The sequence below is a fragment of the Afipia massiliensis genome (genome assembly GCF_014203115.1).
In the GTDB taxonomy this organism is placed as follows: Bacteria; Pseudomonadota; Alphaproteobacteria; order Rhizobiales; family Xanthobacteraceae; genus Afipia; species Afipia massiliensis.
Genome location: NZ_JACHIJ010000001.1, coordinates 79,990 through 104,741, shown reverse-complemented (window position 1 = coordinate 104,741; position 24,752 = coordinate 79,990). Strand labels below are relative to the sequence as shown.

24 protein-coding genes, 1 tRNA gene and 2 pseudogenes are annotated in these 24,752 nt (G+C 59.5%); 16 read left to right on the top strand and 11 right to left on the bottom strand.

Features of this window, described 5'->3' with window-relative positions:
- Positions 1–169 precede the first annotated feature (169 nt).
- A complete protein-coding gene (locus HNQ36_RS00450; RefSeq protein ID WP_184082019.1) occupies positions 170–1,006 on the bottom strand; it encodes a patatin-like phospholipase family protein in 837 nt (278 codons plus the stop codon).
- Positions 1,007–1,435: 429 nt separating this feature from the next.
- Here HNQ36_RS00450 and HNQ36_RS00445 point away from each other — a divergent pair, with 429 nt between their 5' ends.
- Positions 1,436–1,801: a DUF3597 domain-containing protein gene (locus HNQ36_RS00445; protein ID WP_184082018.1), complete on the top strand. Its 366-nt coding sequence runs from the start codon at positions 1,436–1,438 to the stop codon at positions 1,799–1,801.
- Positions 1,802–2,034: 233 nt separating this feature from the next.
- Positions 2,035–2,795: pseudogene (locus HNQ36_RS00440) on the top strand (fumarylacetoacetate hydrolase family protein).
- Between the two features lie 85 nt (positions 2,796–2,880).
- Here HNQ36_RS00440 and HNQ36_RS00435 read toward each other — a convergent pair.
- Positions 2,881–3,147, bottom strand: a complete 267-nt coding sequence (locus HNQ36_RS00435; protein WP_184082017.1) for a GNAT family N-acetyltransferase — start codon at positions 3,145–3,147, stop codon at positions 2,881–2,883.
- Positions 3,148–3,190: 43 nt separating this feature from the next.
- Positions 3,191–3,460, bottom strand: coding sequence for a GNAT family N-acetyltransferase (locus tag HNQ36_RS00430; protein ID WP_184082016.1), 270 nt, complete (start codon positions 3,458–3,460; stop codon positions 3,191–3,193).
- 246 nt (positions 3,461–3,706) lie between these two features.
- Between HNQ36_RS00430 and HNQ36_RS00425 the strand changes: the two genes are divergently transcribed.
- Positions 3,707–4,114: an SPW repeat protein gene (locus HNQ36_RS00425; protein WP_184082015.1), complete on the top strand. Its 408-nt coding sequence runs from the start codon at positions 3,707–3,709 to the stop codon at positions 4,112–4,114.
- Positions 4,115–4,531: 417 nt separating this feature from the next.
- On the opposite strand, the gene uvrA is transcribed toward HNQ36_RS00425, so the two are convergent.
- On the bottom strand, positions 4,532–7,516 hold the full coding sequence (gene uvrA, locus HNQ36_RS00420; protein WP_184082014.1) for an excinuclease ABC subunit UvrA: 2,985 nt from the start codon (positions 7,514–7,516) through the stop codon (positions 4,532–4,534).
- A gap of 278 nt (positions 7,517–7,794) precedes the next feature.
- A complete protein-coding gene (locus HNQ36_RS00415) occupies positions 7,795–8,508 on the bottom strand; it encodes an outer membrane protein (protein WP_184082013.1) in 714 nt (237 codons plus the stop codon).
- A 491-nt stretch (positions 8,509–8,999) separates the two neighbouring features.
- Here HNQ36_RS00415 and HNQ36_RS00410 point away from each other — a divergent pair, with 491 nt between their 5' ends.
- From HNQ36_RS00410 to gyrA, 3 genes and pseudogenes are all read left to right on the top strand, one after another.
- The gene (locus HNQ36_RS00410; protein ID WP_046826250.1) at positions 9,000–9,488 is read left to right on the top strand and encodes a single-stranded DNA-binding protein; all 489 of its coding nucleotides are present in this window, start codon (positions 9,000–9,002) and stop codon (positions 9,486–9,488) included.
- Positions 9,489–9,626: 138 nt separating this feature from the next.
- Positions 9,627–10,030, top strand: a pseudogene (locus HNQ36_RS00405) (DUF2306 domain-containing protein).
- Positions 10,031–10,211: 181 nt separating this feature from the next.
- Positions 10,212–12,929, top strand: a complete 2,718-nt coding sequence (gyrA, locus tag HNQ36_RS00400) for a DNA gyrase subunit A (RefSeq protein WP_184082012.1) — start codon at positions 10,212–10,214, stop codon at positions 12,927–12,929.
- A 9-nt stretch (positions 12,930–12,938) separates the two neighbouring features.
- Here the strand turns inward: gyrA and HNQ36_RS00395 are convergent, their stop codons facing one another.
- Positions 12,939–13,193, bottom strand: a complete 255-nt coding sequence (locus tag HNQ36_RS00395; protein ID WP_184082011.1) for a hypothetical protein — start codon at positions 13,191–13,193, stop codon at positions 12,939–12,941.
- 163 nt (positions 13,194–13,356) lie between these two features.
- On the opposite strand from HNQ36_RS00395, the gene coaD reads away from it, so the two are divergent.
- From coaD to tgt, 5 genes are all read left to right on the top strand, one after another.
- Complete coding sequence (gene coaD / locus HNQ36_RS00390) at positions 13,357–13,854, top strand: pantetheine-phosphate adenylyltransferase (RefSeq protein WP_184082010.1); 498 nt, start codon at positions 13,357–13,359, stop codon at positions 13,852–13,854.
- A gap of 28 nt (positions 13,855–13,882) precedes the next feature.
- A complete protein-coding gene (locus HNQ36_RS00385; protein WP_184082009.1) occupies positions 13,883–14,425 on the top strand; it encodes a peptidylprolyl isomerase in 543 nt (180 codons plus the stop codon).
- 65 nt (positions 14,426–14,490) lie between these two features.
- Entirely contained in the window at positions 14,491–14,955 is a 465-nt protein-coding gene (locus tag HNQ36_RS00380) for a peptidylprolyl isomerase (protein WP_184082008.1), read from the top strand.
- Between the two features lie 67 nt (positions 14,956–15,022).
- Complete coding sequence (gene queA, locus HNQ36_RS00375; RefSeq protein WP_184082007.1) at positions 15,023–16,099, top strand: tRNA preQ1(34) S-adenosylmethionine ribosyltransferase-isomerase QueA; 1,077 nt, start codon at positions 15,023–15,025, stop codon at positions 16,097–16,099.
- A gap of 16 nt (positions 16,100–16,115) precedes the next feature.
- The gene (tgt, locus tag HNQ36_RS00370; RefSeq protein WP_184082006.1) at positions 16,116–17,249 is read left to right on the top strand and encodes a tRNA guanosine(34) transglycosylase Tgt; all 1,134 of its coding nucleotides are present in this window, start codon (positions 16,116–16,118) and stop codon (positions 17,247–17,249) included.
- Between the two features lie 24 nt (positions 17,250–17,273).
- Here the strand turns inward: tgt and HNQ36_RS00365 are convergent, their stop codons facing one another.
- Positions 17,274–17,486: a hypothetical protein gene (locus HNQ36_RS00365; RefSeq protein WP_184082005.1), complete on the bottom strand. Its 213-nt coding sequence runs from the start codon at positions 17,484–17,486 to the stop codon at positions 17,274–17,276.
- 233 nt (positions 17,487–17,719) lie between these two features.
- On the opposite strand from HNQ36_RS00365, the gene cysK reads away from it, so the two are divergent.
- A complete protein-coding gene (gene cysK / locus HNQ36_RS00360; RefSeq protein WP_184082004.1) occupies positions 17,720–18,703 on the top strand; it encodes a cysteine synthase A in 984 nt (327 codons plus the stop codon).
- A gap of 2 nt (positions 18,704–18,705) precedes the next feature.
- Positions 18,706–18,951 (top strand): BrnA antitoxin family protein, encoded by a 246-nt coding sequence (locus HNQ36_RS00355; RefSeq protein ID WP_184082003.1) that lies wholly within the window; start codon positions 18,706–18,708, stop codon positions 18,949–18,951.
- Between the two features lies 1 nt (position 18,952).
- On the opposite strand, the gene HNQ36_RS00350 is transcribed toward HNQ36_RS00355, so the two are convergent.
- Positions 18,953–19,882 carry a glycine/sarcosine/betaine reductase selenoprotein B family protein gene (locus HNQ36_RS00350; protein ID WP_184082002.1) on the bottom strand — a complete coding sequence of 310 codons (930 nt, stop codon included), beginning with the start codon at positions 19,880–19,882 and terminating at the stop codon, positions 18,953–18,955.
- A 112-nt stretch (positions 19,883–19,994) separates the two neighbouring features.
- Here HNQ36_RS00350 and HNQ36_RS00345 point away from each other — a divergent pair, with 112 nt between their 5' ends.
- Positions 19,995–20,168 carry a hypothetical protein gene (locus HNQ36_RS00345; RefSeq protein WP_184082001.1) on the top strand — a complete coding sequence of 58 codons (174 nt, stop codon included), beginning with the start codon at positions 19,995–19,997 and terminating at the stop codon, positions 20,166–20,168.
- Positions 20,169–20,184: 16 nt separating this feature from the next.
- On the opposite strand, the gene HNQ36_RS00340 is transcribed toward HNQ36_RS00345, so the two are convergent.
- Positions 20,185–20,436 (bottom strand): hypothetical protein, encoded by a 252-nt coding sequence (locus HNQ36_RS00340; protein ID WP_046829390.1) that lies wholly within the window; start codon positions 20,434–20,436, stop codon positions 20,185–20,187.
- 170 nt (positions 20,437–20,606) lie between these two features.
- On the opposite strand from HNQ36_RS00340, the gene HNQ36_RS00335 reads away from it, so the two are divergent.
- Positions 20,607–20,682, top strand: a tRNA-Lys gene (locus HNQ36_RS00335).
- A 110-nt stretch (positions 20,683–20,792) separates the two neighbouring features.
- Positions 20,793–20,978 (top strand): hypothetical protein, encoded by a 186-nt coding sequence (locus HNQ36_RS00330; RefSeq protein WP_046826263.1) that lies wholly within the window; start codon positions 20,793–20,795, stop codon positions 20,976–20,978.
- A gap of 24 nt (positions 20,979–21,002) precedes the next feature.
- Here the strand turns inward: HNQ36_RS00330 and HNQ36_RS00325 are convergent, their stop codons facing one another.
- Positions 21,003–23,660 carry a glycosyltransferase gene (locus HNQ36_RS00325; RefSeq protein ID WP_184082000.1) on the bottom strand — a complete coding sequence of 886 codons (2,658 nt, stop codon included), beginning with the start codon at positions 23,658–23,660 and terminating at the stop codon, positions 21,003–21,005.
- Between the two features lie 188 nt (positions 23,661–23,848).
- Positions 23,849–24,397: a beta-1-3, beta-1-6-glucan biosynthesis protein gene (locus HNQ36_RS00320; RefSeq protein WP_184081999.1), complete on the bottom strand. Its 549-nt coding sequence runs from the start codon at positions 24,395–24,397 to the stop codon at positions 23,849–23,851.
- Positions 24,398–24,752 lie beyond the last annotated feature (355 nt).

Sequence of the window (24,752 nt, the reverse complement as noted above, 5' to 3'; positions counted from 1 at the left end):
TAAGATGCGAACGAACTTGAGGAGGGTGGTGTCGTCATCGAAACCACCCTCCTGCGCAAAACGGCTAGAGTCAGGCGCGAAAAGCAGTCATCCGGAAGTCCGCTACTCTGCAAGGACCGTCGCGAGTTTCTCCCTGCGCTCGCGATCAAACGTGTCGCGAAGGCGGGATTCATCGACTACACGAGGTGGCGAACGCATCGCCGTCCTTCAAGCCCAACTCGTAAGCGTTGCGGATGCCGTCGGGATTCCTGATATCGAACTGTCCCACATCGATCTTCCGCGAAGGTTGCGCGTATGTGCGTCCATTGACGACTGGGATCGATTTGTAAACCCGTGTCAACAGCACCAGCGTGCGTCCGCCTGCGAACTCAATGGCCTCGATCGGTTCAACGGGAACATTATCGACGAGCCCGCCATCGAAGGCGGGCTTTCCGGCAACGTTCGTGACCGGCATGAATGGCGGTACATCGCTGCTAGCCATCAGCGCCTCGCGAAACTGTTGCGGATCGGTGAGGGAGCGTACCGCGACGAACTCGGATCGGAAACCGAGCGTGCGTCCGAACCGAGGGTGCACCGGGTGAAAGATCTGTTTCTCCAGCTGATAGACGCCGATGCCGATGGCTGCACCGAGCGAGGGTGAAAAGCCGCGCGGTAATCGGGATACCGCAACACGGAAGTCAGTCATGTGCTGTAGTCGCCGGAGCGCATTCTTATCGATGGTTTGATGAAGCAGCTCGGTATAGAGCGGGCCAACAGGGCAGAGCGGCCGGCCTTGGCGCCACGCGGCAAAATCGAAGTTTCGCAGTTGCGGATCGCAAGCGCCGATCACACGGGCGCGGGTTGCAGGTCCGGCTTCGAGCAGTGAATAGACCGCAGCAAATGCGCCAGCACTGGCGCCGACGACGAGCTGTGGCGACAAGCCCAGACGCGTTGCAGCTGCTTCATAGAAGCCGCCTTGCCAGTAGCAGCGGTTACCCCCGCCTGCGAAAACGACTGCGTCGAACATAAGAGTTTAGGATGCGTACTTTGAAAGAACGCATCCATGCCAAACCTCGAAGGCTCGGTAGCTGGTTAAGCAGCAGTGAAGGACGCGAGGCCGCATGGCCGAGTACGTGGATCAGCGCGATCCCATGGTTACCGTGTAGGTCATCACGAATTACTTGCGACGAAAGACCGAGCAGACGCAGCAAAATTCTGCAAGGGACGGCGGCGCGAAGCTGTGTGACAAATTGAAGTCGCCGTCGCATCGAGTCATTGTGGCGTCTTTTTGGCGCTTTTGACTCAAATCGCCGCGGCGCAAATATTGATCACTTGCATTGGCAAGCCGAAACCGGACGTCTACACTGACAGCTGACGACCGGCACGGTGCTGCCGGACGAACAGAAGAAGCGCCAATCATTCACAGTCAACCGACGGGCTATCGGGAGTTTTACAGATGAGCATTTTTGGGAAGATCATGGGCGCGATTTTCGGCACCAAAGCCGAAGCCGCTGAGCCTGCCGGCGGTGCTGGATCGGCTGCGGGTGGCGGTGCAAGTGTGCCGATGGTTGATGTTGCGCCTATCCTCGACAAGGCTGTCGCGGCCAAGGGCGAGAAGCTTGAATGGCGTACGTCAATCGTTGACCTGATGAAGGCTCTGAACATCGACTCGAGTCTTTCGGCCCGCAAGGAGTTGGCGAAAGAACTGAAGTACGACGGCGACACGAGTGACTCCGCGAAGATGAACATTTGGCTGCACAAACAGGTGATGACCAAGCTCGCAGCCAATGGCGGCAAACTTCCGGATGACCTGAAGAATTGATCCCACACCGGCCGCGTGGCTGGATTACATTCGAAAGGCCCGCCTCTCAGGCGGGCCTTTTTCATTGCAGCGCACACTGGTATCGACGTTCTGTTCAAACCGGCGGGTCCGGCATACAAAATGCCACCGGCACATTCGTCAGCCGCCGCAATTGAAGCAAACGGTGAGGAATGTAACCGAAAGAGCAACAAGGCAAGGCGGGGAACGACCATGACCAACTCAATCGCAGAAACATTCTCGCAGGCGGCGCGACGACATTTGCCGGCACTGCGGCTTTTGCTGAGACCGCCGAGGCGCAGGTCGGAGTGAAGGCTATTTCCCCCGTCGGACAAACAACGATCCCCATTGTCGGACTCAACGAGGTGTTTCCGGTTTCTATTGCATCGGCCGCAACTACGCTGCGCCTGCGCGCGAGATGGGATCGGATCCGACGCGCGAACCGCCGTTTTTCTTCCAGAAGCCGACGGATGCGATTCAGAATGTCGCGATAGGTTCGGTCGCGGATCATTCATATCCGCCGCTGACCAAGAATTATCACTACGAAGTCGAACTCGTGGCCGCGTTGAAATCAGGCGGCTCTAACATCTCGCCGGAAAAGGCTCTGGATTGCGTCTACGGTTATGCGCTCGGCCTCGACATGACACGCCGCGATTTGCAGCGCGCGATGGGAGACCAGAAAAAGCCGTGGGAGATCGGCAAGAGTTTCGACCATTCGGCAGTGTTGGGACCTATCCACCCGGTTACCAAGACCGGGCATTTTAGCAAGGGAGCGATTTCCCTCGCGGTCAACGGAACAGTGAAGCAGAACTCTGATCTGAGTAACACGATATGGAGTGTGGCCGAGCAGATTTCGAAACTGTCCGAAGCCTGCGAACTGAAAGCCGGCGATATTATCTACTCCGGTACACCGGAGAATGTCGGACCAATGGTGAAAGGTGATGTTGTCCTGTGCAAGCTCGACGGATTGCCGGACATGTCGATTAAGATCGCTTAGCCTTGGATCGATATCGTTTCCTTCGATAGCCGATCGCGATATGAGAAAGCCCGCCGGTTGCAGGCTTTTTTTACGATGAAGAGCGTCAGGCCACTACGTCCGAAAATTCCGGATGTTTTTCCAGATAGTCGACAACGAATCCGCAGCCGGCCACGACTTTCAGTCCATCGGCTCGGATTTGCTCCAGCGCACCGCGCACAAGTCTTGAGGCGATGCCGCGGCTGCGCAAGGCACGGGGCGTTTCGGTATGGGTGATGATCACTTTGCCCGGTGCAAGCCGGTAGTTGGCGAAAGCGGTTGTGCCATCAACGTCGAGTTCGTAGCGGCTAAGTGCAGTGTTGTTGCGAACCATGTCTTGAACCGTAAGGCTGTGTTTGGGGGGGCGTGGCGCGATCCTACTTCAACAGGTCGGCATATTCAGCGTATTTCTCAATGTAAGCCTTTACGAAAGGGCACTGGGGAACGACCTTCAGTCCGGCAGCGCGCACCTGATCGAGGGCGCCTTTTATCAATTTTGATCCAACGCCCTTGCCTTCGAGTTCTTTCGAGACCTCGGTATGAATAAAAGTGATGATCCCATCGGAAAGGCTGTAATAGGTCGCAGCCAGATGGCCTTCGGCCTCCAGTTCGTAGCGTTTCAGGGCCGGATTATTTTGAACGGTCATTGCGCGATTTTCCAAGTGTTGGGCATTTTCCGATTGTCCGGCAGGAAGGCCGCCGATCAGTGCGGGCCTCTCCAGACGGGCGTGTTTTCGAAACCGACAAAAACCCGTCCGCGAGACCTTGTAAAGGTTGCCGGGATTTATACGTTTTTCTGAGACATACCGTGAGGCGGCCGAATTGGTCGTTTGACAGTCGGAATGTCACATCTGTCAGGCCGCCGACGTATGCCTTCTTGATGGAGGTATTCAATGTCTATCGATCGTTTTTTAAACAAACATCGGTCCTGGGAAGATTGGTTCGGCATGTTGCTCGGCTTGCTGATCATCCTGTCGCCCTGGCTTACCGGTCAGGCGAACAACGGTCTTGGCGCGAACGTTGATCCGGGAATGCCAATCCTGAATGCGGTTTGCGTTGGTGTCCTCATCTTTGGCTTTGCCCAGCTCGAATACATCGTCCTTCGGCGCTGGGAGGAAGCGTGCGAGGTCGTGCTTGGCTTCTGGCTGATCGCTTCGCCCCATATCTTCGGCTATGCCGGAGGCGGAACGCTCAGACTCTGGCACACGGCGCTCGGCGGCATTGTAATCCTGCTTGGCGTCTTGACGCTTTGGCAGGACTGGGATCTGAGTGACGACGAGCTTGCCCGGCATGGGCAGTAATCGCTTTTGGCGTATGCCAGCGAAGGATATGTTGAAGCCAAGGTTGATGATGACAACTCGTCTGCTCGCCGGCTTGAGTTGGAGCCGGCGGACAGGCGTGGCTTCGTGTTACGCCATCTGATCGAGCATCCGGACCCGATAAGTCTGTATCAATGATTTAAGTCGCGTGATCACAGAATTGCGCGATACTTGAGAGCGAGACGCAGTCGTGCATCTTGCGACATACCTTGGTCAGGAAACGAAATGGCGAACGAAAAAGGCCCCAACATCAAGAAGAAGCAGAAGTGCAAGAACTGCGAAGGCAAGGGCTTGGTGAAGAAAGGCGACAAGGTACTCACGTGCCAGCGGTGCAAAGGAACGGGAGTGAGATAGTCACCTCGCTCACACCATACCCCTCCGCATGCTAATATCCTTAGCTTACTCCGCCGCCTCTTCGGCATCGCGGATTTTTCCGGCGCGGCCCTTCTTCAGGACGGGTGCAAGGAATTTGCCGGTGTAGCTCCGCGGCGCCTTGACGATATCCTCCGGCGGACCCCACGCGACGATTTCACCGCCGCCGTCGCCACCTTCAGGGCCGAGATCGATCACCCAGTCGGCCGTTTTGATGACTTCGAGATTGTGCTCGATGACGACCACTGTGTTGCCCTGAGCCACCAGTTCGTGGAGCACTTCGAGCAGCTTGGCGACGTCGTGGAAGTGCAAACCTGTGGTCGGCTCATCCAGAATGTAGAGCGTGCGACCGGTAGCGCGCTTGCTGAGCTCCTTGGCCAGCTTGACGCGCTGGGCTTCGCCGCCGGAGAGCGTCGTCGCCTGCTGTCCGACGTGGATATAGCCGAGGCCGACGCGCTGCAGGGTCTTGAAGGTCTCGCGGACGCGTGGCACCGCCTTGAAGAAGTCGGCGGCTTCATCGACCGTCATGTCGAGCACGTCGGCGATGGACTTGCCCTTGAACAGGACGTCCAGCGTCTCGCGGTTGTAGCGCTTGCCCTTGCAGGTATCGCAGGTGACGTAGACGTCCGGCAGGAAGTGCATTTCGATCTTGATCAGACCGTCGCCCTGACAGGCCTCGCAGCGCCCGCCCTTCACGTTGAACGAAAAACGCCCCGGCTCGTAGCCGCGCGCTTTCGATTCAGGCAAACCCGCAAACCATTCGCGGATCGGCGTGAACGCGCCAGTGTAAGTCGCGGGGTTTGATCGCGGCGTGCGGCCGATCGGTGACTGGTCGATATCGATGATCTTGTCGATATGCTCCAGACCCTCGATGCGATCATGCGGGGCAGGGCCTTCCGATGCATTGTTGAGCTTGCGCGCGATCGCCTTGTACAGCGTGTCGATCAGCAATGTGGACTTGCCGCCGCCCGAGACGCCGGTGACGCAGGTGAACAGTCCGAGCGGAATTTCGGCGGATACGTTCTTGAGGTTGTTGCCGCGTGCGTTGATGACCTTGATGGTGCGGCGATGATTGGGCGGCCGCCGTTCGGGAATCGGCACGAACATTTCGCCGGTCAGATACTTCCCCGTCATCGAGTTCGGGTTGTTCTTCACCTGCTGCGGCGTGCCCTGGGCAACGATATTGCCGCCTTTCACGCCGGCGCCAGGGCCGACGTCCACCACATAGTCGGCGGTCTCGATGGCGTCCTCGTCATGTTCGACGACAATGACGGTATTGCCGAGATCGCGCAGCCGCCGCAGGGTTTCGAGCAGCCGCGCGTTATCGCGCTGGTGCAGGCCGATCGACGGCTCATCCAGCACGTACAACACGCCGGTCAGGCCGGAGCCGATCTGTGATGCAAGGCGGATACGCTGGCTTTCGCCGCCTGAAAGTGTGCCGGATGCGCGCGCCAGGGTCAGGTAGTTCAAACCGACGTCGAGCAGGAACGAGAGCCGCTCGCGGATTTCCTTCAGAATTCGTGCCGCGATTTCGTTTTGCTGCTTGTTCAGTTGTTTCGGAACGGTCTCGAACCATTCACCAGCGCGCATCACCGACAGCTCGGAAATCTCGCCGATATGCTTGCCGCCGATCTTAACGCACAGGGCTTCCGGCTTCAGGCGATGACCGTGGCAGGACTCGCAGGGAACGTCGCTGAAATACTTTCCGAGCTCCTCGCGCGCCCACTCGCTTTCGGTTTCGCGAAAGCGGCGTTCGATATTGGTGACCACGCCCTCGAAAGGCTTCTTGGTGTCGTAAGACCGCACGCCGTCCTCGTAGGAGAACTTGATCTCGTCGTCGCCGGAACCGAACAGGATCGCGTCCTTGGTCTTCTTGGAGAGATCCTTCCATTTGGTATCGAGGGTGAACTTGTAGAATTTGCCCAGCGCCTGCAGCGTCTGCACATAATAAGGTGACGAGGATTTCGCCCAAGGCGCAATCGCGCCCTTGCGCAGCGTTGCTTCCTTGTCGGGAATCACGAGTTCGGCGTCGATATGCTGCTCGACGCCGAGGCCGCCGCACTTCGGGCAGGCGCCGTAAGGGTTATTGAACGAGAATAGCCGCGGCTCGACCTCGGGAATTGTAAAACCGGACACCGGGCAGGCGAATTTCTCCGAGAACAGAATCCGCTCGGGTCCGCTCTTGTCGTGGATCTTAGCGGTCTTCTTTTCGGCCTTCTTCTCTGGTGCGGGTTCGCTACCGGCGGGCGCATCGGCAAATTCGATGACGGCCAGTCCCTCGGCAAGTTTCAACGCGGTCTCGAACGATTCCGCGAGGCGCTGTGCGATATCCGCGCGTACGACGATGCGATCCACCACCACGTCGATATCGTGGGGAAACTTCTTGTCGAGCGTTGGTGCATCGGCCAGCTCATAGAATTTTCCGTCGATTTTGACGCGCTGGAAGCCCTTCTTGAGATATTCTGCAAGTTCCTTTTTGTACTCGCCTTTGCGGCCGCGCACGACGGGCGCAAGCAAATAGAGGCGTGTGCCTTCGGGAAGAGTCAGAACCCGATCGACCATCTGGGAAACGATCTGGCTTTCGATTGGAAGGCCGGTTGCCGGCGAGTAGGGAATGCCGACGCGCGCCCACAACAGGCGCATGTAGTCATAAATTTCGGTGACCGTTCCGACCGTCGAGCGCGGATTTTTCGAGGTGGTCTTTTGCTCGATGGAAATTGCCGGTGACAGCCCGTCGATCTGATCGACGTCGGGTTTCTGCATCATCTCCAGAAACTGGCGGGCATATGCCGACAGCGATTCGACGTAGCGGCGCTGGCCTTCTGCATAAATGGTATCGAAGGCGAGGGAGGATTTACCCGAGCCGGACAGCCCGGTGAAAACCACGAGCTTGTCGCGCGGAATCTCGAGGTCGACGTTCTTGAGATTATGTTCGCGCGCGCCGCGAATCGTGATGGCCCGCATGCTGGATCCTGCGGTTAGTTTACGGCTAGCCTTGATGACTTCGTCCATGAGGGATTTCCGGTGGCACGTTGTGCGCAACAAGAGCGCTGTCCCCGGAAAACGCGATGACCGCTCGCCGGTTTCTCATTTGTCGATCAGATTCTTGTCCGCAGAACATAGTAAGAACGTGACCGGATTTCCAGCCCTGTTCGCACTCCATCAACTGTTAGCTGTCTGGGGAACGCCGAGGATATGGGGATGTGACCGTCAAACAAAAAGGCCGGCTCAAGAGCCGGCCTTTCCGTAATCCTGAGAAGCTCAGGAAGAGTTAGTCAGGTCTGCGAAGATCAGTACTTCGCGACAACCGGGCCACCCCAGTTGAAGCGATAGTTGACGCCAACCTTCACAGTGTGGAGGTCGTCCTTGTAGCTGACGCCGGTCAGAGCCGGATCAGCAAACACAGCGGTGGTGGTGTCGAAGTTGTAGTACTGGTACTCAACCTTCGCCGACCAGGCTGGGGCGAACATGTATTCCAGACCGCCGCCGACGGTGTAACCGGTCGACTCACGGTTGGTCACGCCAGGGAAGTTCGCAGCAAGGCCGTTGTCGTCACGGAACGCGACACCGCCCTTAGCGTAGATCAGGCCCGGACCCCAGGTGTAGCCGAGGCGGCCGGTGACCGAAGCCAGCCAGTCGGAACGGTCACGAAGGACAAGGGTGCCATCGGTGAACGTACGGTCGCTGTTCGACAGAGCGCTGATCTGGCCTTCGATACCAACCAGCCAGTTCGGAGCGAACTGGTAGTCAGCGCCGAGCTGGCCACCGCCGAGGAACGCTGCGTCACGGTCGGTGCCCCTCAAGAGCGCGTTGGTGGTGGTGAAGCCGTCATCGCCACCGAAAGCAGCGCCGATGTGCGCACCGACGTAGATGCCGGTCCAGTTGTAGATCGGCGCGGCATAAACCGGTGCCTTGGTGTAGGTACGGGCCGGCAGATCAGCGGCGACCGCCGAAGCAGTACCGAGGGCAACCAGCGCCACGGTGCCGAGCAAAAACTTCTTCATCTTAGTTCTCCAGTTTTAAGTCCGCCTCGATTTTTCGAAGCAGTTTTCCAAGGCGCGAACGCAATGGGATTTCGATTTCGTGAGTCGGAATATACCGGCTTCCTCCGAAAAAGCCGTCTCCCAAATGCAACAGTCGGACGAGAAGTGAGGCTTCCTAAGGCAAGGAATTGTTTGAGATATTTGGTTCCTCGACTCCACGTTTTGATCACGTTTTCGTCACATTTTCGGAACCCGGCCGAACATTGTTTTTGTCTGTCAAAGGGTTCCCTTTCACGCTCCACTTGCGTGAGAACAAAAACAGTACATATTATGGTTGGACTGACTGGCGGCTTGCGTGTGGATAACCGGTGGGACGGGCGCATCGCGCGGGCCGGAGCGTATAGGGTCATTTTCGGAGCGGGCGTTTCCCTAGTTTGGGATGGCGACCCCGCGAACATAAATCCTGACAGATTCGGGCGCACCGTATGCGTGCGCGAAAGTGGAGAGCGGCAATGGCGGGAAGCGTCAATAAAGTCATTCTGGTTGGAAATCTCGGTGCCGACCCTGAAATCAAACGGACGCAGGACGGTCGCCCGATCGCCAACCTCAGCGTTGCAACGTCGGAGACCTGGCGCGACAAGAATTCCGGCGAACGCAAAGAAAAGACGGAGTGGCATCGCGTCGTGATCTTCAGCGAAGGCCTCTGCAAGATCGCCGAGCAGTATCTGAAGAAGGGGTCCAAGGTTTACCTTGAGGGCCAGTTGCAAACCCGCAAATGGCAGGACAAGGACGGCAAGGACCGCTATTCGACCGAAGTCGTTCTTCAGAACTTCAATTCGACGTTGACCATGCTCGACGGCAAGAGCAGTGGCGGTTCGTTCGGGGCTGATGAAGGTGGCGGTGATTTCGGATCGTCAGGCCCGTCGCGCTCGGCGCCTCCGCGCCGCGTAGCTGCCGGCGGTGGCCGCAACGACGACATGAACGACGACATTCCTTTCTAAGCCATTTTAAAGAGATCATCATGTGAATGAGCGCAGAGCCAGTGAAGCACTGGTTCTGCGTATCGCAGCTTAAACGTTGTGTACTGCATCTCCGTCGGAATCTGATTTTCAAGCCAGCTTCATTGCCGGAAACGATCGATGAGCCTAGCGCCGCTGCTCAATGCGCCTTTGGTCATTCAGTTGCACGCCTTTGCCGCCATGAGCGCGTGATACTGGGCATCGTCCAGTTCGCTTCTCCGAAGGGCACGTTGCCTCATCGCACTCTCGGCTGGATCTGGGTTGTGCTGATGGTGACAGTCGCGCTTAGTTCGTTCTGGATCCATCAAAATCAGATCAGACTGGGTGGACCCTGGAGTCCGATCCATCTGCTGTCGATCTTCAGCCTGATCATGCTTCCGCTCGGCATCTGGTTTGCGCACAGGCATCGGGTGAACGGCCACCGGATCACAATGATCTCGCTGTTTACGGGCGGGCTGGTCATCGCTGGGCTGTTCACATTTGTCCCGGGCCGCATCATGCATGCGGTCGCATTCGGGCCCTGAACGCCGCTCCAAAACAGCGTTTTCCCCGCATCAAAAAGCGTGAGATGGAACGGGTTTTTGACTGGCAATAAGATATTGTAATTACAAAGATTTCTACGCTCGTTTTGGCGGTAAATGCGGTTGGCGTTGGCCGCCGACTTCGCCTATATAACAAGAGTATTTCGCACCCAGGATTCGCACGTTGACTGACCCCCAAGATCCGCCGTCCGGCCCTCCCGAGGCGGCTGATATCCGTCCCGTCTCGATCACGGATGAGATGAAGCGCTCCTACCTCGATTACGCGATGAGCGTGATCGTGGCGCGTGCGCTGCCGGACGCGCGCGATGGTCTCAAGCCCGTACATCGCCGCATTCTCTATGCGATGTATGAGAATGGCTTCGAGTGGAACAAGCCGTATCGCAAGTCGGCGCGGACCGTCGGCGACGTGATAGGTAAATACCATCCGCACGGCGATCAGTCGGTCTACGACGCGATGGTGCGCATGGCGCAAGACTTTTCCATGCGCGTGCCGCTGATCGACGGGCAGGGCAATTTCGGCTCGGTCGATGGCGATATGGCCGCCGCGATGCGTTACACCGAGTCGCGCCTTGAGAAAGTCGCGCATTCGCTGCTCGACGACATCGACAAGGACACTGTCGACTATCAGCCGAACTACGACAGTTCGGAGCGCGAGCCGAAAGTTCTGCCCGCGAAGTTTCCGAATCTGCTGGTCAATGGCGCCGGCGGCATCGCGGTCGGTATGGCGACGAACATCCCGCCGCACAATCTCGGCGAAGTGATCGATGCCTGTATCGCGCTGATCAATGACCCAGCGCTTGGTATTGACGACCTTATCAATATCGTTCCCGGACCGGATTTCCCGACCGGCGGCATTATTCTTGGCCGTCAGGGTATCCGTGCGGCCTACCACCTTGGCCGTGGCTCCATCGTGATGCGCGGCAAGGTGAACATCGAGACGATTCGCAAGGATCGCGAGGCGATTATTGTCTCGGAAATCCCGTATCAGGTGAACAAGGCGAGCATGGTCGAGCGCATCGCCGAACTGGTCCGTGAAAAGAAGATCGAGGGCATTTCGGATCTGCGCGACGAATCCGACCGCGACGGTTACCGCGTGGTTGTCGAACTGAAGCGCGATGTGGTGCCGGAGGTGGTGCTGAACCAGCTCTATAAATTTACACCGCTGCAAACCAATTTCGGCGCCAACATGGTCGCCCTCGATGGCGGACGTCCGCAGGTGATGAACCTGAAGGACCTGCTGACTGTGTTCATCGCGTTCCGCGAGAGCGTGGTCTCACGGCGCACCAAATTCCTGCTGAACAAGGCACGCGACCGCGCTCATATCCTGGTTGGCCTGGCCATCGCCGTCGCAAATATCGACGAAGTCATTCGCGTCATCCGGACGTCGCCCGATCCGAACACCGCGCGCGAAACCTTGATGGCGCGCGACTGGCCGGCCAAGGACGTCGCGACGATGATCACGCTGATCGACGATCCGCGCCATCGTGTCGCCGAAGACGGTACCGCACGCCTGTCGCTTGAGCAGGCAAAAGCTATTCTCGACCTGCGTCTCCAGCGCCTGACGGCCCTCGGCCGCGAGGAAATTTCCGACGAACTCGACAAGCTCGCGCTCGAAATCGCCGACTATCTTGATATCCTGCGCTCCCGTGCCCGGATTCAGGCGATCATCAAGGACGAACTTGGTGCCGTGAAGGCGGAGTTCGCGACGCCGCGCCGCACCGTCATCATCGATCAGGAGGGCGAGGTCGAAGATGAGGACCTGATCCAGCGCGAGGACATGGTCGTCACCGTCTCGCATGCGGGCTATGTCAAGCGCGTTCCGCTCTCGACCTATCGCGCGCAGAAGCGTGGCGGCAAGGGCCGCTCGGGCATGCAGACGCGCGATGAGGATTTCGTCAGCCGCCTGTTCGTCGCCTCGACACATACACCGGTGCTGTTCTTTTCGTCCCGTGGTCAGGTCTACAAGGAGAAGGTCTGGCGCTTGCCGATGGCTGCTCCGAATTCACGCGGCAAGGCGCTTATCAACATCCTGCCGCTGGAGCAGGGAGAGCGCATCACCACCATCATGCCGTTGCCCGAGGATGAGTCGTCGTGGGCTAATCTTGACGTGATGTTCGCCACCACCGGCGGCAACGTTCGGCGTAACAAGCTCTCCGATTTCGTCGACGTCCGCCGCTCCGGCATCATCGCCATGAAGCTGGACGAGGGTGAAGCCATTGTCGACGTGCAGATCGCGACAGAGAATGACGACGTGCTGCTGACCGCCGCAGGCGGACAGTGCATCCGCTTCCCGGTCACCGACGTGCGCGTCTTCCAGGGGCGCACCTCGATGGGCGTGCGCGGCATCTCGCTTGGCGAAGGCGACAAGCTGATCTCGCTGACGATCTTGCGTCATCTCGAAGCGGCATCTGATGAGCGTGTCGCTTATTTGAAAATGCGCCGCGCGGTTGCGGGCGAGGCTGCGTCGGAGGACACGATTGAGGCCGATACGGAAGAATCGTCAGCATCCGTTCAACTCAGTCAGGATCGTTACGCGCAGATGTCGGCTGCTGAACAGTTCGTGCTGACCATCAGCGAGAATGGCTATGGCAAGCGCAGTTCGTCGTTCGAGTATCGCACCACAGGCCGCGGCGGTAAGGGCATCGTCGCGATGTCCGTCAACAATCGCAACGGCAAGCTGGTGGCGTCGTTCCCGGTTGAGGACAGCGACCAGATCATGCTGGTTACCGATAACGGCCAGTTGATCCGGTGCCCGGTCGAGGACATTCGCGTCGCCGGACGCTCAACCCAAGGCGTGATCGTGTTTGACACGGCCGAGGACGAACATGTCGTCTCGGTGGAACATATCACGGATGAGGCGGAAAACGGCAACGGCGGCTAAAGGGTTGGGCTAGTTGCGGTCCGTCGTCACGACCCGAACCGGTTGGACGCCGGCTTTCCAGTTGCTGCGGCGCAGACAGGACGCGTCCATAGTCGGCCAATGCTGTACCGCGCAGGATGCACTGGCCGTTCGGATCGGCAGCCGGTCAGCCTTTGCAAGCGCTTGCGGCACGCTTGCCTCCACGCGAGGCGCAAAGCTTGGAAGAATCGTCATGGCGGCTGCAACGAAAGCCGCAATCGTCACTGCTGAGAGTGCCTTGATCATGGTCCGTCCCCTGTCATGCCGGCCTTTACGGTCTGCTTGAAGGGATGACGCGCGGCGTCGGGTAAAAGTTCACGGGATCTTAAAAATAAATGCCCCGGAAAATGGCAGCCGCCGGCGGAACCGGCCTGCTTGCAGCGGTCGCCGGGCCGGGGTAGGAGGGGGCATGTCCCGTATTGCGCTTTACCCCGGGTCGTTCGACCCTGTTACCAATGGCCATTTGGATGTGGTGCGGCAGGCTTGCAGCCTGGTCGACCGGCTGATCGTTGCGATCGGCATCCATCCCGGCAAGGCCCCTCTGTTTTCCACCGAAGAGCGGCTGGACATGGTTCGGGAGGTGTTCGCACCCATCGCCGCCCATGCCGGTTGCGAGATCGATTGTGTGACCTTCAAGGATCTGACCGTTACCGCAGCGCAGCGGGCAGGGGCCACAATCCTGATCCGCGGTCTGCGCGACGGCACCGATCTCGACTACGAAATGCAGATCGCCGGCATGAACCAGACGCTGGTGCCAGAGGTCCACACGATTTTCATTCCTGCCTCCGCCACCGTCCGCCCGATCACCGCCACACTGGTGCGTCAGATCGCGGGGATGGGCGGCGACGTTTCGCACTTCGTGCCGAAAGCCGTCGCCTCGCGCCTGAAGAAGAGACTCGCTGGCTAACCAGCCCTCCTATCACCCCGGAGTTGTCATGATCCGCATACTCGCCGTTCTCGCGGCTTTCGCTTTCGCAACGCCCGCCCTGTCACAGGCGCTTCCCGCCGGCCTCGACAAGGACAATGCGATCGTTATCGACACCACCAAGGGCCGCGTCATCTTCAAGCTCCGCACCGATCTCGCGCCCAAGCATGCCGAGCGCATCAAGCTGCTCGCGCGCGACGGGTACTACAACAATGTGCCATTCCACCGCGTGATCGAAGGCTTCATGGCCCAGACCGGCGACGGTCAGCGTTTCAACGGCACCGGCGGGTCGAAGTATCCGAACCTTCCGGCCGAATTCTCCAGCGTGCCGTTCAAGCGCGGTATTGTTGGGATGGCACGCTCGAGCGAACCGAACTCGGCCAACTCGCAGTTTTTCATCATGTTCGCGGACGGCAGTTTCCTGAACAACAAGTACACGGTCGTCGGTGAGGTCGTGTCGGGCATGGATGTCGTGGACAAGATCAAGCGCGGTGAGCCGGTTCAGGATCCAGACAAGATGGTGAAGGTGCAGGTCGCTTCCGACATCAAGTAATCCATCTCAGGCGATCCGCGGCCATATCGGCCATCGCGGGTTTCCCAATCTGCAAAGGAAACATCATGGCAGACAACGAAAACACATTGATCCTGGAAACCACTCAGGGTGCGGTGACGATCGAGATGCGTCCGGATCTGGCGCCGGGTCACGTCGCACGCATCAAGGAACTGGTGCGCGAAGGATTTTACGATGGCATCGTTTTCCATCGCGTCATCGAGGGCTTCATGGCGCAGACCGGCTGCCCGCAGGGCACCGGAACCGGCGGTTCGGGCAAGAAGCTGAAGGCCGAATTCAACAAAGAGCCGCATGTGCGCGGCACCACGTCGATGGCGCGTGCGGCGAACCCGGATTCGGGTGACAGCCAGTTCTTCATCTGCTTCGACGATGCCGCCTTCCTTAACGGCCAGTACACCGTATGGGGCAAGGTGACGTCCGGCATGGAGAACGTCGACAAGATCAAGCGCGGCGAACCCGTGCAGAATCCCGACAAGATCGTCAAGGCACATATGGCGGCTGACGCCGCCTGATTGTCGCTGTAGTCTGGCTTTGCGAACGGATGGCCGGGCATGTCCCGGCCATCAACATTTGAGCGTCATGCGTACTGACTTATTCGACTTCGAACTTCCGGAAGCCAACATCGCGCTGCGGCCTGTCAGCCCGCGCGACACGGCGCGCATGCTCGTGGTGACACCAGGCAAGCCGTTGGCCGAGGCCGCCGTGTCCGAACTGCCGCAGTTCCTGCAGCCCGGCGATCAACTGGTCGTCAACGACACCAAGGTTATCCCGGCGCAATTGACCGGCCGCCGCGTCGGCCGGGAGACAGAACCGAAGATCGAAGCCACGCTTATCAAGCGCATAGACGGGTCGCGCTGGCAGGCGCTGGTGAAGCCGGCGAAGAAACTCGCCGCCGGTGACGCCATTCGCTTCGGGAACGAAGGCCGTGTCTGTCTGCTGGGAAATCTCGACGCGCAGGTCGAGCACAAAGGCGAGAACGGCGAGGTGACGCTGTCATTCTCGTTTCACGGGCCAATTCTGGATCAGGCCATTGCCGACGTCGGCGCGCCGCCGCTGCCGCCCTACATCGCTTCACGGCGGACGCCGGACGAGCGGGATACTGCCGACTATCAGACCATGTTTGCGGTCAGCGAAGGCGCGGTCGCAGCACCCACGGCGGGGCTGCACTTCACCCCGGCGCTTGAGGCAGCATTGCGCGACCGTGGCATCGGTCTGCATCGCGTGACGCTGCATGTCGGGGCAGGGACGTTCCTTCCGGTGAAGGCCGACGATACATCCAGCCACAAGATGCACGCTGAGTGGGGCACGGTGTCCGGCGAGACCGCCACCGCGCTTAACGATGCCCGCGCCAAGGGCGGCCGCATCGTGGCCGTCGGGACCACATCGCTGCGGCTTCTGGAAAGCGCTGCGGTGGATGACGGTACGATCCAGCCGTTCACCGGGGAGACCGCAATCTTCATCACGCCCGGTTACCGCTTCAAGGCGGTGGATGTCCTGATGACGAACTTCCATTTGCCGCGCTCGACCCTGTTCATGCTGGTCTCGGCCTTCAGCGGGTTGGAGACTATGCAGCAGGCCTATGCCCATGCCATCTCAACCGGCTACCGCTTCTACTCGTATGGCGATGCATGCCTGTTGTTTCGTCAGCCGACCTGACCCATAACGTCGCCATATGACCGTTCCCAATCACTTTAAGCTTCTTGGCTGCGACGGCGAAGCGCGCACCGGCGAATTGACAACGCCGCACGGTGTGGTGCGCACCCCTGCATTCATGCCCGTCGGCACCGCGGGCGCGATGAAGAGCATCCATTGGCGCGATATCCGTGACACGGGCGCCGACATCGTGCTCGGCAACACCTATCACCTGATGTTGCGTCCCGGCGCGGAACGTATCGCAGCGCTGGGCGGACTACAGAAGTTCACCACATGGAACGGCCCGATGCTGACCGACTCCGGCGGCTTTCAGGTCATGTCGCTGGCGAAGCTGCGCAAGGTCACGGAACATGCGGTGACGTTCAGCTCGCATATCGACGGCACGAAGGTGGAACTGTCGCCCGAGCGGGCCATCGAGGTTCAGCGCTTGCTCGGTTCCGATATCGCCATGCAACTCGACGAGTGTGTGCGGCTGCCGGCCGAGCGGGCCGATATCGAACGCGCCATGCAGTTGTCGATCCGCTGGGCGGAGCGCAGCAAGCGCGCGTTCGAAACGGCGCCTGCGGGATACATGCTGTTTGGCATCGTACAGGGCGGCGATATTCCCGAATTACGCCGCGAGAGCACGCGTGCGCTGATTGACATCGGGTTTCACGGTTACGCGGTCGGTGGATTGGCGGTTGGCGAGCCGCAGGCCGTCATGCTGGCAATGATCGAGGAGGTAGCACCGATCCTGCCGCAGGAGCGGCCGCGCTATCTGATGGGCGTCGGAACGCCCGACGATATGCTGGAAGCGGTCGCGCGAGGGATCGACATGTTCGATTGCGTCATGCCGACGCGCAACGGCCGCCACGGCCACGTCTTTACGCGGCATGGCGTCATCAATTTGCGCAATGCCCGTCATGCCGATGATCCGCGCCCGCTGGACGAGGAAAGCGCCTGGCGTTCGGCGAACGGCTACTCACGGGCCTACTTGCACCACCTTGTGAAGTCCGAGGAGGCGCTCGGCGCGATGCTGCTGTCGGAAATCAACGTCGCGTACTACCAGAGCCTGATGAGCGGCGCTCGCGCCGCTATCGCCGCCGGGACGTATGGCGACTACCGCGCATCAGTTCGCGAGGGATGGGCGCGGGGCGATATCGCGCCGCGCTGACAGCTATGCTGACAAATTGTGCTGTCAGTTGCAGACGATCTTTGTGGAATGCTTCGTGACGAAGCCATAGCCGCAGTTGTCGCAGGTCCAGAGATAACTGATCACGTTATCGGAAAGAAATGCAGATGCCTCGGCTGCGACCATCGAGTCCGCGCAAATCGTGCACACTGGACGGTCGGTCGAGCGCGGCGGTAAGCGTGATGCTTTGGTCGACAGAATTTCAGCAAGAGCTGGCATCGTGACCTCCCTACCGGATTTGAGCTTATGCCCAATATACACATGGGAGTTTGAAGTTGTCGCAACACAAATGTGTTTCTTTAGAGAAATAACATTTTGCAATGCAACGCTCGCTGACCAGCTGCGCGATTGGCCCTTGCGCACGTGAGCGCTGGCACCCTTAATGGCGGAAGCTGTTCGTTTTGCGTAACTTTCCCTCATAGTTCGCATTTGATTGATGTGGAGGACCCGGCATGGACACGAAGTCACATTCAGACGTTTCGCAATTACATCGGCCGGGGCGCGGACGAATTTACGACAGCATCGTTGATGCATTCGGCGATACGCCAGCAGTCCGGCTTCATCGGTTGCCTGAGCAAAGCGGTGTGAAAGCGACAATTCTCGCCAAACTTGAGTATTTCAATCCCGCTGCGAGTGTGAAGGACCGCATTGGCGCGGCCATGATCATTGCGATGGAGAAGGCCGGTGTTATCGATCCCGACACCGTTCTGATCGAACCGACATCCGGTAATACGGGTATTGCGCTGGCTTACGTCGCTGCGTCGCGGGGCTACCGCCTTAAACTCGTGATGCCGGAGTCGATGTCGATCGAGCGCCGCAAGATGCTGGCATTTCTCGGTGCGGAAATTGTTTTAACGCCAGCTGCGCAAGGCATGAAGGGGGCTATTGCAACCGCAGAGGAACTGATCCGCAACACGCCTAACTCGGTGATGCCGCAGCAGTTCAAGAACCTGGCTAATCCAGAGGTGCACCGGCGCACCACCGCGGAGGAAATCTGGAACGACACCAACGGCAACATCGATGTGTTTGTCGCCGGCGTCGGTACCGGCGGTACGATCACCGGCGTGGGGCAGGTTCTGAAACCTCGCAAACCGTCCTTGCGTGTCGTCGCGGTCGAGCCAGTGGAAAGTCCGGTGCTGTCTGGCGGTCAACATTCGCCGCACAAGATTCAGGGTATCGGCGCCGGCTTTATTCCGGACATTCTCGACCGGGCTGTGATCGACGAGATCGTCAAGGTCGATAGCGCAACCGCGATCGCAACATCCCGCGCCCTTGCGCGCATCGAAGGTATTCCGGGCGGCATCTCTTCGGGCGCGGCGATTGCCGCCGCGCTGGAGCTTGGCAAGCGGACCGAGAACGCGGGCAAGACCATTCTTGCGATCGTGCCATCGTTCTCAGAGCGGTATCTGTCAACGGCATTGTTCGAGGGAATCTGAGCATGGCGTCCCCTCCGAGACGGCCCCGCACGCTCAGCGATGCGAAGACAGAAGCCGAGGCTGCGTTCAAATCCGTCACCGCGAAAGTGCCGGAGGCACTTCCCAAGACGGTCTCGATCCCCGGCGTGAAGGAGCTTGTCTCGATCCGGATTGATCAGGACGTCCTCGAGCATTTTCAAGAGGGCGGTCCCGGGTGGCAGGATCGGATTAACGCAGCGCTGCGCAAGGCTGCCGGAAAGTCCGACTGAATCACGCCACGCGATTGGCGCGCGCGGCTTCCTTCTGGGCATCGAAATCGCGGCGTCGGCGCTCGAGTTCCTCGGGCGCCATGCGCTCGACGTTGTTGTAGTCGCGCTTCCAGGACGCGTCCTCGCTCCAGCGCAGCGTGGATTGAACCGTCGTCTGCGGCCCCGGCGCGCTTTCCAGCACCTTCAGTGCCAGATCAAGTGTGAATGCCTGCGACGGTATATCGTGCGGTTTACCGGCGGAATTTCCCAGCGGAAAATCGCTGAACAAAAACCGCGGCACGGCTGCGTGTTCGACAATATCCTTCGCACAGCCCATCACCACGGTCGAAATCCCGTTGGCCTCCAGATGGCGGGCAACCAGAGACGTGGTCTGGTGGCACACCGGACAGTTCGGCACGAGCACAACCGCGTCGATGTCATCCGCCTTGCAGCGTGCAAGAATGTCCGGAGCATCGGTGTCGATGGTGACGCGATGGCTGCGATTGGTTGGTGCACCGAAGAAGCGCGGCGCAACCGATCCGATCCGGCCTTCGCCAGCGAGGCGATGCAATTGCGCCAGCGGAAACCAGGTGTTCATGTCGGTCGCAGACGTGTGCGCGCGATCGTAGGCGATGTGGGAAATTCGCAGGTCGTGCTGCTGGGAGGTGTCGCCGTCGTAGACCTGGTAGAATTTCGCGCTGCCGTTGTAGGCCGCCCCCGGTCCCTGATCGCCCTTCGTGGGATCGAAGCGGGCGGCCGTGGTCACGATCGCCACCCGCGCTTTCGCCAAAGGCCTGGTCAGTGGCTGGAAAGGCGCCGCGATATTGTGGGCCCAGCGATAGGGGGTGTCGTAGCCGATGGCGAGATAATAATCCCGCGTCCGCTGCATGTATGGGACGGGCACGTCGAAGTCGCGCACGGTATCCTCGGGGACAGCAGGCGAATCCGTCATGATGGGGCGTCCTCAAATCTGGTGAGGTAGGCGTAGCAGATGCTCGCCGTCTCAGCCATATTCAGGGAAACGAGGCCGGCCATGCCGGCGGCGCGGGCAAGGAAACCAGCCGATGAGCGGAAAAAAGAAGAAAGACGACGCTGCCGACCCGAAGGCGAAGAAACGCCGTTCGGATCCGACCAAGGATGCACCGTTCAAGGTTGATCCCAACAGCGATGACTTCGCGACACCCCGGAATGATTTGAGCGAAGATGAACTGAAGGAACAGGAGGACCGCCGGCCCTGACGGTTGCAGACTGCGATTACAGGCCGCTGAGATCCGTGGGGACACTGCCGAATGCTTTCAAGACCACGGCATCCTTGAAATCGCCCGTCATCGGGTCGCCAGAGCGCGTGAAAGCAACTGCTCCAACCATACCGGCTGCCCGGGACAATGTTTCCGCACGCCGGATCGCCGTAGATGGGCTTTGAAACTCTTCGGCTGTTCCCGTCACGACGGACCCTTCGTCATCCTCGCTGAACGGAAGCGCCACATAGTAGGAGATATCGGTCATCTTTGTTTCCAAGGCAGTGATGACGACACCATGTTCTCTTTTTGTTCTTTTGTCAATTGTCGTCTTGCCGCGGGAATCTCTCAAGCCTTGGCGACGAATTCCACAGCCTGAACAAGATGCCGGGCTGCACTTGACCCACACTCACCCGCCACCTACACACCGCGACACGTGAGCGCGTAGCTCAGGCGGTAGAGCACGTGACTTTTAATCATGGGGTCGAGGGTTCGAGTCCCTCCGCGCTCACCATGGCCCCCAATCAACCGTAGCAGGGCGTTCGTCCTCGACGCGCCGAGGGAATCGCAGCAAGAATGGCACCGCATCAAGGTGCGGTTTCTCGCTGGGAAGGGATAACGACAATGTACTTCGTTGCCGGTCTCTTGGTTGTCTTGTCCGGACTCTTCTACGCCGCCGACCATGGCCAGCTCGGCAGGTTTGGCGCTCAGATGTGCACCTACGGCGACACGTTCTGTCGGCATCCCGTCTATGTTCTGGTAGGCGCGGGATTGGCCGCGGTGTGGGGTGCATTCGTCAGCATGAAATGAGCTGACGAACTCAATCCTTAACGATCAGGTGTCTGAGCGGACGTCCGAGGTGACCGGCTGCTGCGCGGTGATGGCTGCCGGCGTTGCTTCACGGCGAAGTCCGATCAGTTCGGCAGCGCGAACCGACGAAGTCTTCCAGAAGTTGAAGGCGTTGATCCGCGAATTCTCGAGGATCGCAATGGCGACGGCCGACAGGAAGGGCAGGCTCTGAAGCACGAGCACGCCTGCGAAGATGTTGATCTCCCGAACTTCCTTCACATTGAACGCGACCAGCACGATCGCGCCGATGATCAGCAAGATACCGATCACGGCTTCCCAGAATGCCTGGAACTCCACGGACATCATCGAAAGCCCGCCCTTGGACGTGCGCGCAAACGGAAGATGATCGGTGATCAGGCCGTTCGCCACGGCGCGCGATACCGTCCATTGCACCGACATTGCCGCTACCATGGCCCCCAGCATCTGACCGGTCTTCACAGGTACGCGAAGCCGATACAGCGTCAGGAAGTGCGCCAGTGACACCACGAATGCAGCGATGATCGGCAGGGTCAGAATTTTGTCCGGAATGGCGATGTCGGCGAATGAAACGATCGGCACCCAGATCAGGTTCAGGATCGCAACCACCACGCCGAGACTTTCCGCGCCGAGCCAGTTCAGCCAGCCGAGCGCGAATTCACGCTTTTGATCCTGCGAGAGTCTGCTCGCGTTGGGCAGGAACCGGCGCCAATGCTTCTTCACGATCTGGAAGCCACCATAGGCCCAGCGGTGGCGCTGCTTCTTGAAGGCCTCGTAGGTGTCTGGCAGCAGGCCGTAGCCGTAGCGCTTGTTGGTATAGTGCGTAAGCCAGCCGTGCTCGATCACGGCCAGACCGAGATCGGTATCCTCGCAGATCGTGTCGCCGGCCCAGCCGCCCGCCATATCCATAGCCGCGCGACGGATCAGGCACATCGTGCCATGAACGATGATGGCGTTGGCTTCGTTCCGCTGCACCATGCCGATGTCGAAGAAGCCCGCATACTCGCCGTTCATGGCGTAGTGCATCAGGGAGCGGTCGCCGTCGCGATGATCCTGCGGCGCCTGCACCAGACCCACGCGCGGATCGGCGAAGGCCGGAACCAGATCCTTGAGCCAGTCCGGCGTGACAACATAGTCGGCGTCGATGATGCCTATGATTTCAGCGTCGGCGGCCGTGCGCGCCATGGCGATCTTCAGCGCGCCGGCTTTGAAGCCTTCGACCTTCTCGGCGTTGATGAAGATGAAGCGCTCGCCCAGCGTACGGCAGTGATCCTGTATGGGCTGCCAGAACGCCGGATCAGGCGTGTTGTTGATGATCACAACGCATTCGAAGTTCGGATAATCGAGGCGCGATACCGCATCGAGCGTCTGCTTGAGCATCTCGGGCGGCTCGAAATACGCCGGCACATGGATCGAGACCTTCGGCGCGTAGCCTTCGGCTGGTGGGGGGACTGCGGCCGAGATCAGGCGGGCAGGCTTGTGTCCAAAGGCGATGGTCGCGATTTCCTCGATCCGGGCCATCGCGATCAGGACCAGCGGCACCAGCAGGATGAGGCCCAGCGTCAGCGCGAAGGCGGACCCGAAGACGAAATAGTGCGTGTTCCAATAGGCAAAGACGGTCGCGACCCATGTGCCGACGCCGCTGGCTGCGGTGGCCAGCATGGCCGATTGGAGGACCGTGGGCCTCGACAGACGGAAGATTGGCAGCGACAGCAGAACCCCGACCAGCAAGGCTATGCCAGCAATTTTCCAATAGTCTTGATCCCGAATAGGCCCGGTCCAGGCGAACTTCGGTTCACGTGAAGCATCAAGGATGCCCCAGTAAGGTCCCACGCCGCCTTCAAAAAACTTCCACGGCTGATCGATGGCTTCGACGATGTTGTAGTCCATGCCGATGGCTTCGGCGCGGGTCACGAAATTGCGGAGCACCGAAGCCTGCTCGAACGGGCCGGGGAAAGCGTTCTTGAGGTTGTATCCCGCGCTGGGCCATCCGAATTCGGCGATCACGATCCGCTTGCCGGGAAACGTGTCCCTCAGCAGCCCGTAGATATACATGGCCTGATCGACAGCCTGCTGGGCGGTGAAATTTTCCCAATACGGCAGGATATGCGCGGCGATGAAATCGACGGACGAGGCCAGTTGCGGATTGTCGCGCCAGATATTCCAGATTTCGCCAGTCGTTACCGGAACATTTGTCTGTTTCTTGACGCGCTGGATGATCTCGATGAGATCTTCGACCTTCTGCTCCCCGCGGTAGATGGTTTCGTTGCCGACGACGATGCCGATGACGTTGCTGTTGCGCTTGGCGAGTTCGACGGCGGCGGCGATTTCGCGCTCGTTACGGTCCGCGTTTTTGTCGATCCAGGCGCCAACCGTGACCTTGAGGCCGAATTCGTTGGCGATTGCGGGAACCAGTTCAACGCCGCCCGTCGACGAATACAGGCGGATCGCCTTGGTCATGGTGGCGAGTTTCTTCAAATCCGCGCGGATTTTTTCCTTGTTGGGAATGTTGTCGACATCCGGATGCCCCGCGCCCTCAAACGGCGCGTAAGACAGGCTCGGCAGCATTCCGTTAAAGTCGGGGGCTTTCTGCTCGTCACGCAACAGGCCCCAAAGGGCGGCGTGAATGGCGGTAACGCAGAGCAGGACAGCGACGATGGCGCGCATCAAGGAAAACCATACGGGGCCAAACGTGGCAATTCGCGAACCTGTCCCCTCGGTTCGGCAGCGTTAAAAGCAGCTTATCTATGCTGCGCAGCTTAACAACTCATACGGCGACATGGCGTTTTGAGGGCGCAGCCGAATCCAATCGAGATACGGCCGCTTGGTTCCTCATGGGCAGTTTCGCGGCCTGACTATTTGCCAGGGGCAGCAGCCGGAGGAGGCGCTGCGGCAGGGGCTGGCTGTGTCGCTGCGGCAGGTGCGGGCGCGGCAGGCGTGGCAGCCGCCTGCGGCTGCGCGGCCGGATTGATCCAGCAGGCCTGAACGCGCCCCTGAAGGGTTTCGGCCACCTTGGGATCGATTGTCGCGCCGAACCGTACTACGCAGCGGAACGCAGCCTGGATGTGACCGCCGGGGCAACCGAATCGCTCGTAAAGATCGAGATGGCGGAACGCGGTATCAAGGTCGTCGCGCCACATCAGACCGACCACGCGCCGGCCGAGCCAGACACATTCCGGATTTCCTGCGGGGCCGTTGATCGCCTGCGCAGCTTCCACGAACTCGTCGGCCTTGCGCTGGCTGTCCTTGGCGGCGTCGCCGGGAGCTTGCTTGGGGGCTGTGTCCTGAGCCCGGAGGTCGCCGCTCTGAGCGATGGCGGCCCCGATCCCGACAAACAGAGCAAGGGCCGGAACGGCGACTCGCTGAAAAATGGCAACTCGAAACCCGGTACGAACCCGACCCATGAAATCCCCGATGAATGGCGTGCCAGTCGGCAACGCTCGGCGCCAAACAGATGCCCCGCTATTGCGGCGGAAGATTGCCTTTACCGCAACTGCCTGATTCCAATGAAGGACATTTATGTTTTTGTCCAGCAAGGCGGAAGTTTGGTGCGTTTGGGTAAAGGCATGCGGCGAGAAGACCGGGGGGAGGTATCGGTTGGGGTCTTGGCAGACCAGCGCGGAGCGGTTATCGACGTGCCTCCCTGGAGGACGGAACCATTTCGCTTCGTACGCCACTGGCCCTTCTGGTCATATCCCTGAGCGCTATTGCCGCAGTTTGGTGGTGGTTGGCCACGCCGATCATGCTGGCGCGCGCGCC

Bases quoted from the DNA above. Each gene is read 5' to 3' on its own strand.
- HNQ36_RS00450 (WP_184082019.1), bottom strand. From the start codon at position 1,006: ATGTTCGACGCAGTCGTTTTCGCAGGCGGGGGTAACCGCTGCTACTGG.
- HNQ36_RS00445 (WP_184082018.1), top strand. From the start codon at position 1,436: ATGAGCATTTTTGGGAAGATCATGGGCGCGATTTTCGGCACCAAAGCC.
- HNQ36_RS00435 (WP_184082017.1), bottom strand. From the start codon at position 3,147: ATGGTTCGCAACAACACTGCACTTAGCCGCTACGAACTCGACGTTGAT.
- HNQ36_RS00430 (WP_184082016.1), bottom strand. From the start codon at position 3,460: ATGACCGTTCAAAATAATCCGGCCCTGAAACGCTACGAACTGGAGGCC.
- HNQ36_RS00425 (WP_184082015.1), top strand. From the start codon at position 3,707: ATGTCTATCGATCGTTTTTTAAACAAACATCGGTCCTGGGAAGATTGG.
- uvrA (WP_184082014.1), bottom strand. From the start codon at position 7,516: ATGGACGAAGTCATCAAGGCTAGCCGTAAACTAACCGCAGGATCCAGC.
- HNQ36_RS00415 (WP_184082013.1), bottom strand. From the start codon at position 8,508: ATGAAGAAGTTTTTGCTCGGCACCGTGGCGCTGGTTGCCCTCGGTACT.
- HNQ36_RS00410 (WP_046826250.1), top strand. From the start codon at position 9,000: ATGGCGGGAAGCGTCAATAAAGTCATTCTGGTTGGAAATCTCGGTGCC.
- HNQ36_RS00395 (WP_184082011.1), bottom strand. From the start codon at position 13,193: ATGATCAAGGCACTCTCAGCAGTGACGATTGCGGCTTTCGTTGCAGCC.
- coaD (WP_184082010.1), top strand. From the start codon at position 13,357: ATGTCCCGTATTGCGCTTTACCCCGGGTCGTTCGACCCTGTTACCAAT.
- HNQ36_RS00385 (WP_184082009.1), top strand. From the start codon at position 13,883: ATGATCCGCATACTCGCCGTTCTCGCGGCTTTCGCTTTCGCAACGCCC.
- HNQ36_RS00380 (WP_184082008.1), top strand. From the start codon at position 14,491: ATGGCAGACAACGAAAACACATTGATCCTGGAAACCACTCAGGGTGCG.
- queA (WP_184082007.1), top strand. From the start codon at position 15,023: ATGCGTACTGACTTATTCGACTTCGAACTTCCGGAAGCCAACATCGCG.
- tgt (WP_184082006.1), top strand. From the start codon at position 16,116: ATGACCGTTCCCAATCACTTTAAGCTTCTTGGCTGCGACGGCGAAGCG.
- HNQ36_RS00365 (WP_184082005.1), bottom strand. From the start codon at position 17,486: ATGCCAGCTCTTGCTGAAATTCTGTCGACCAAAGCATCACGCTTACCG.
- cysK (WP_184082004.1), top strand. From the start codon at position 17,720: ATGGACACGAAGTCACATTCAGACGTTTCGCAATTACATCGGCCGGGG.
- HNQ36_RS00355 (WP_184082003.1), top strand. From the start codon at position 18,706: ATGGCGTCCCCTCCGAGACGGCCCCGCACGCTCAGCGATGCGAAGACA.
- HNQ36_RS00350 (WP_184082002.1), bottom strand. From the start codon at position 19,882: ATGACGGATTCGCCTGCTGTCCCCGAGGATACCGTGCGCGACTTCGAC.
- HNQ36_RS00345 (WP_184082001.1), top strand. From the start codon at position 19,995: ATGAGCGGAAAAAAGAAGAAAGACGACGCTGCCGACCCGAAGGCGAAG.
- HNQ36_RS00340 (WP_046829390.1), bottom strand. From the start codon at position 20,436: ATGACCGATATCTCCTACTATGTGGCGCTTCCGTTCAGCGAGGATGAC.
- HNQ36_RS00330 (WP_046826263.1), top strand. From the start codon at position 20,793: ATGTACTTCGTTGCCGGTCTCTTGGTTGTCTTGTCCGGACTCTTCTAC.
- HNQ36_RS00325 (WP_184082000.1), bottom strand. From the start codon at position 23,660: ATGCGCGCCATCGTCGCTGTCCTGCTCTGCGTTACCGCCATTCACGCC.
- HNQ36_RS00320 (WP_184081999.1), bottom strand. From the start codon at position 24,397: ATGGGTCGGGTTCGTACCGGGTTTCGAGTTGCCATTTTTCAGCGAGTC.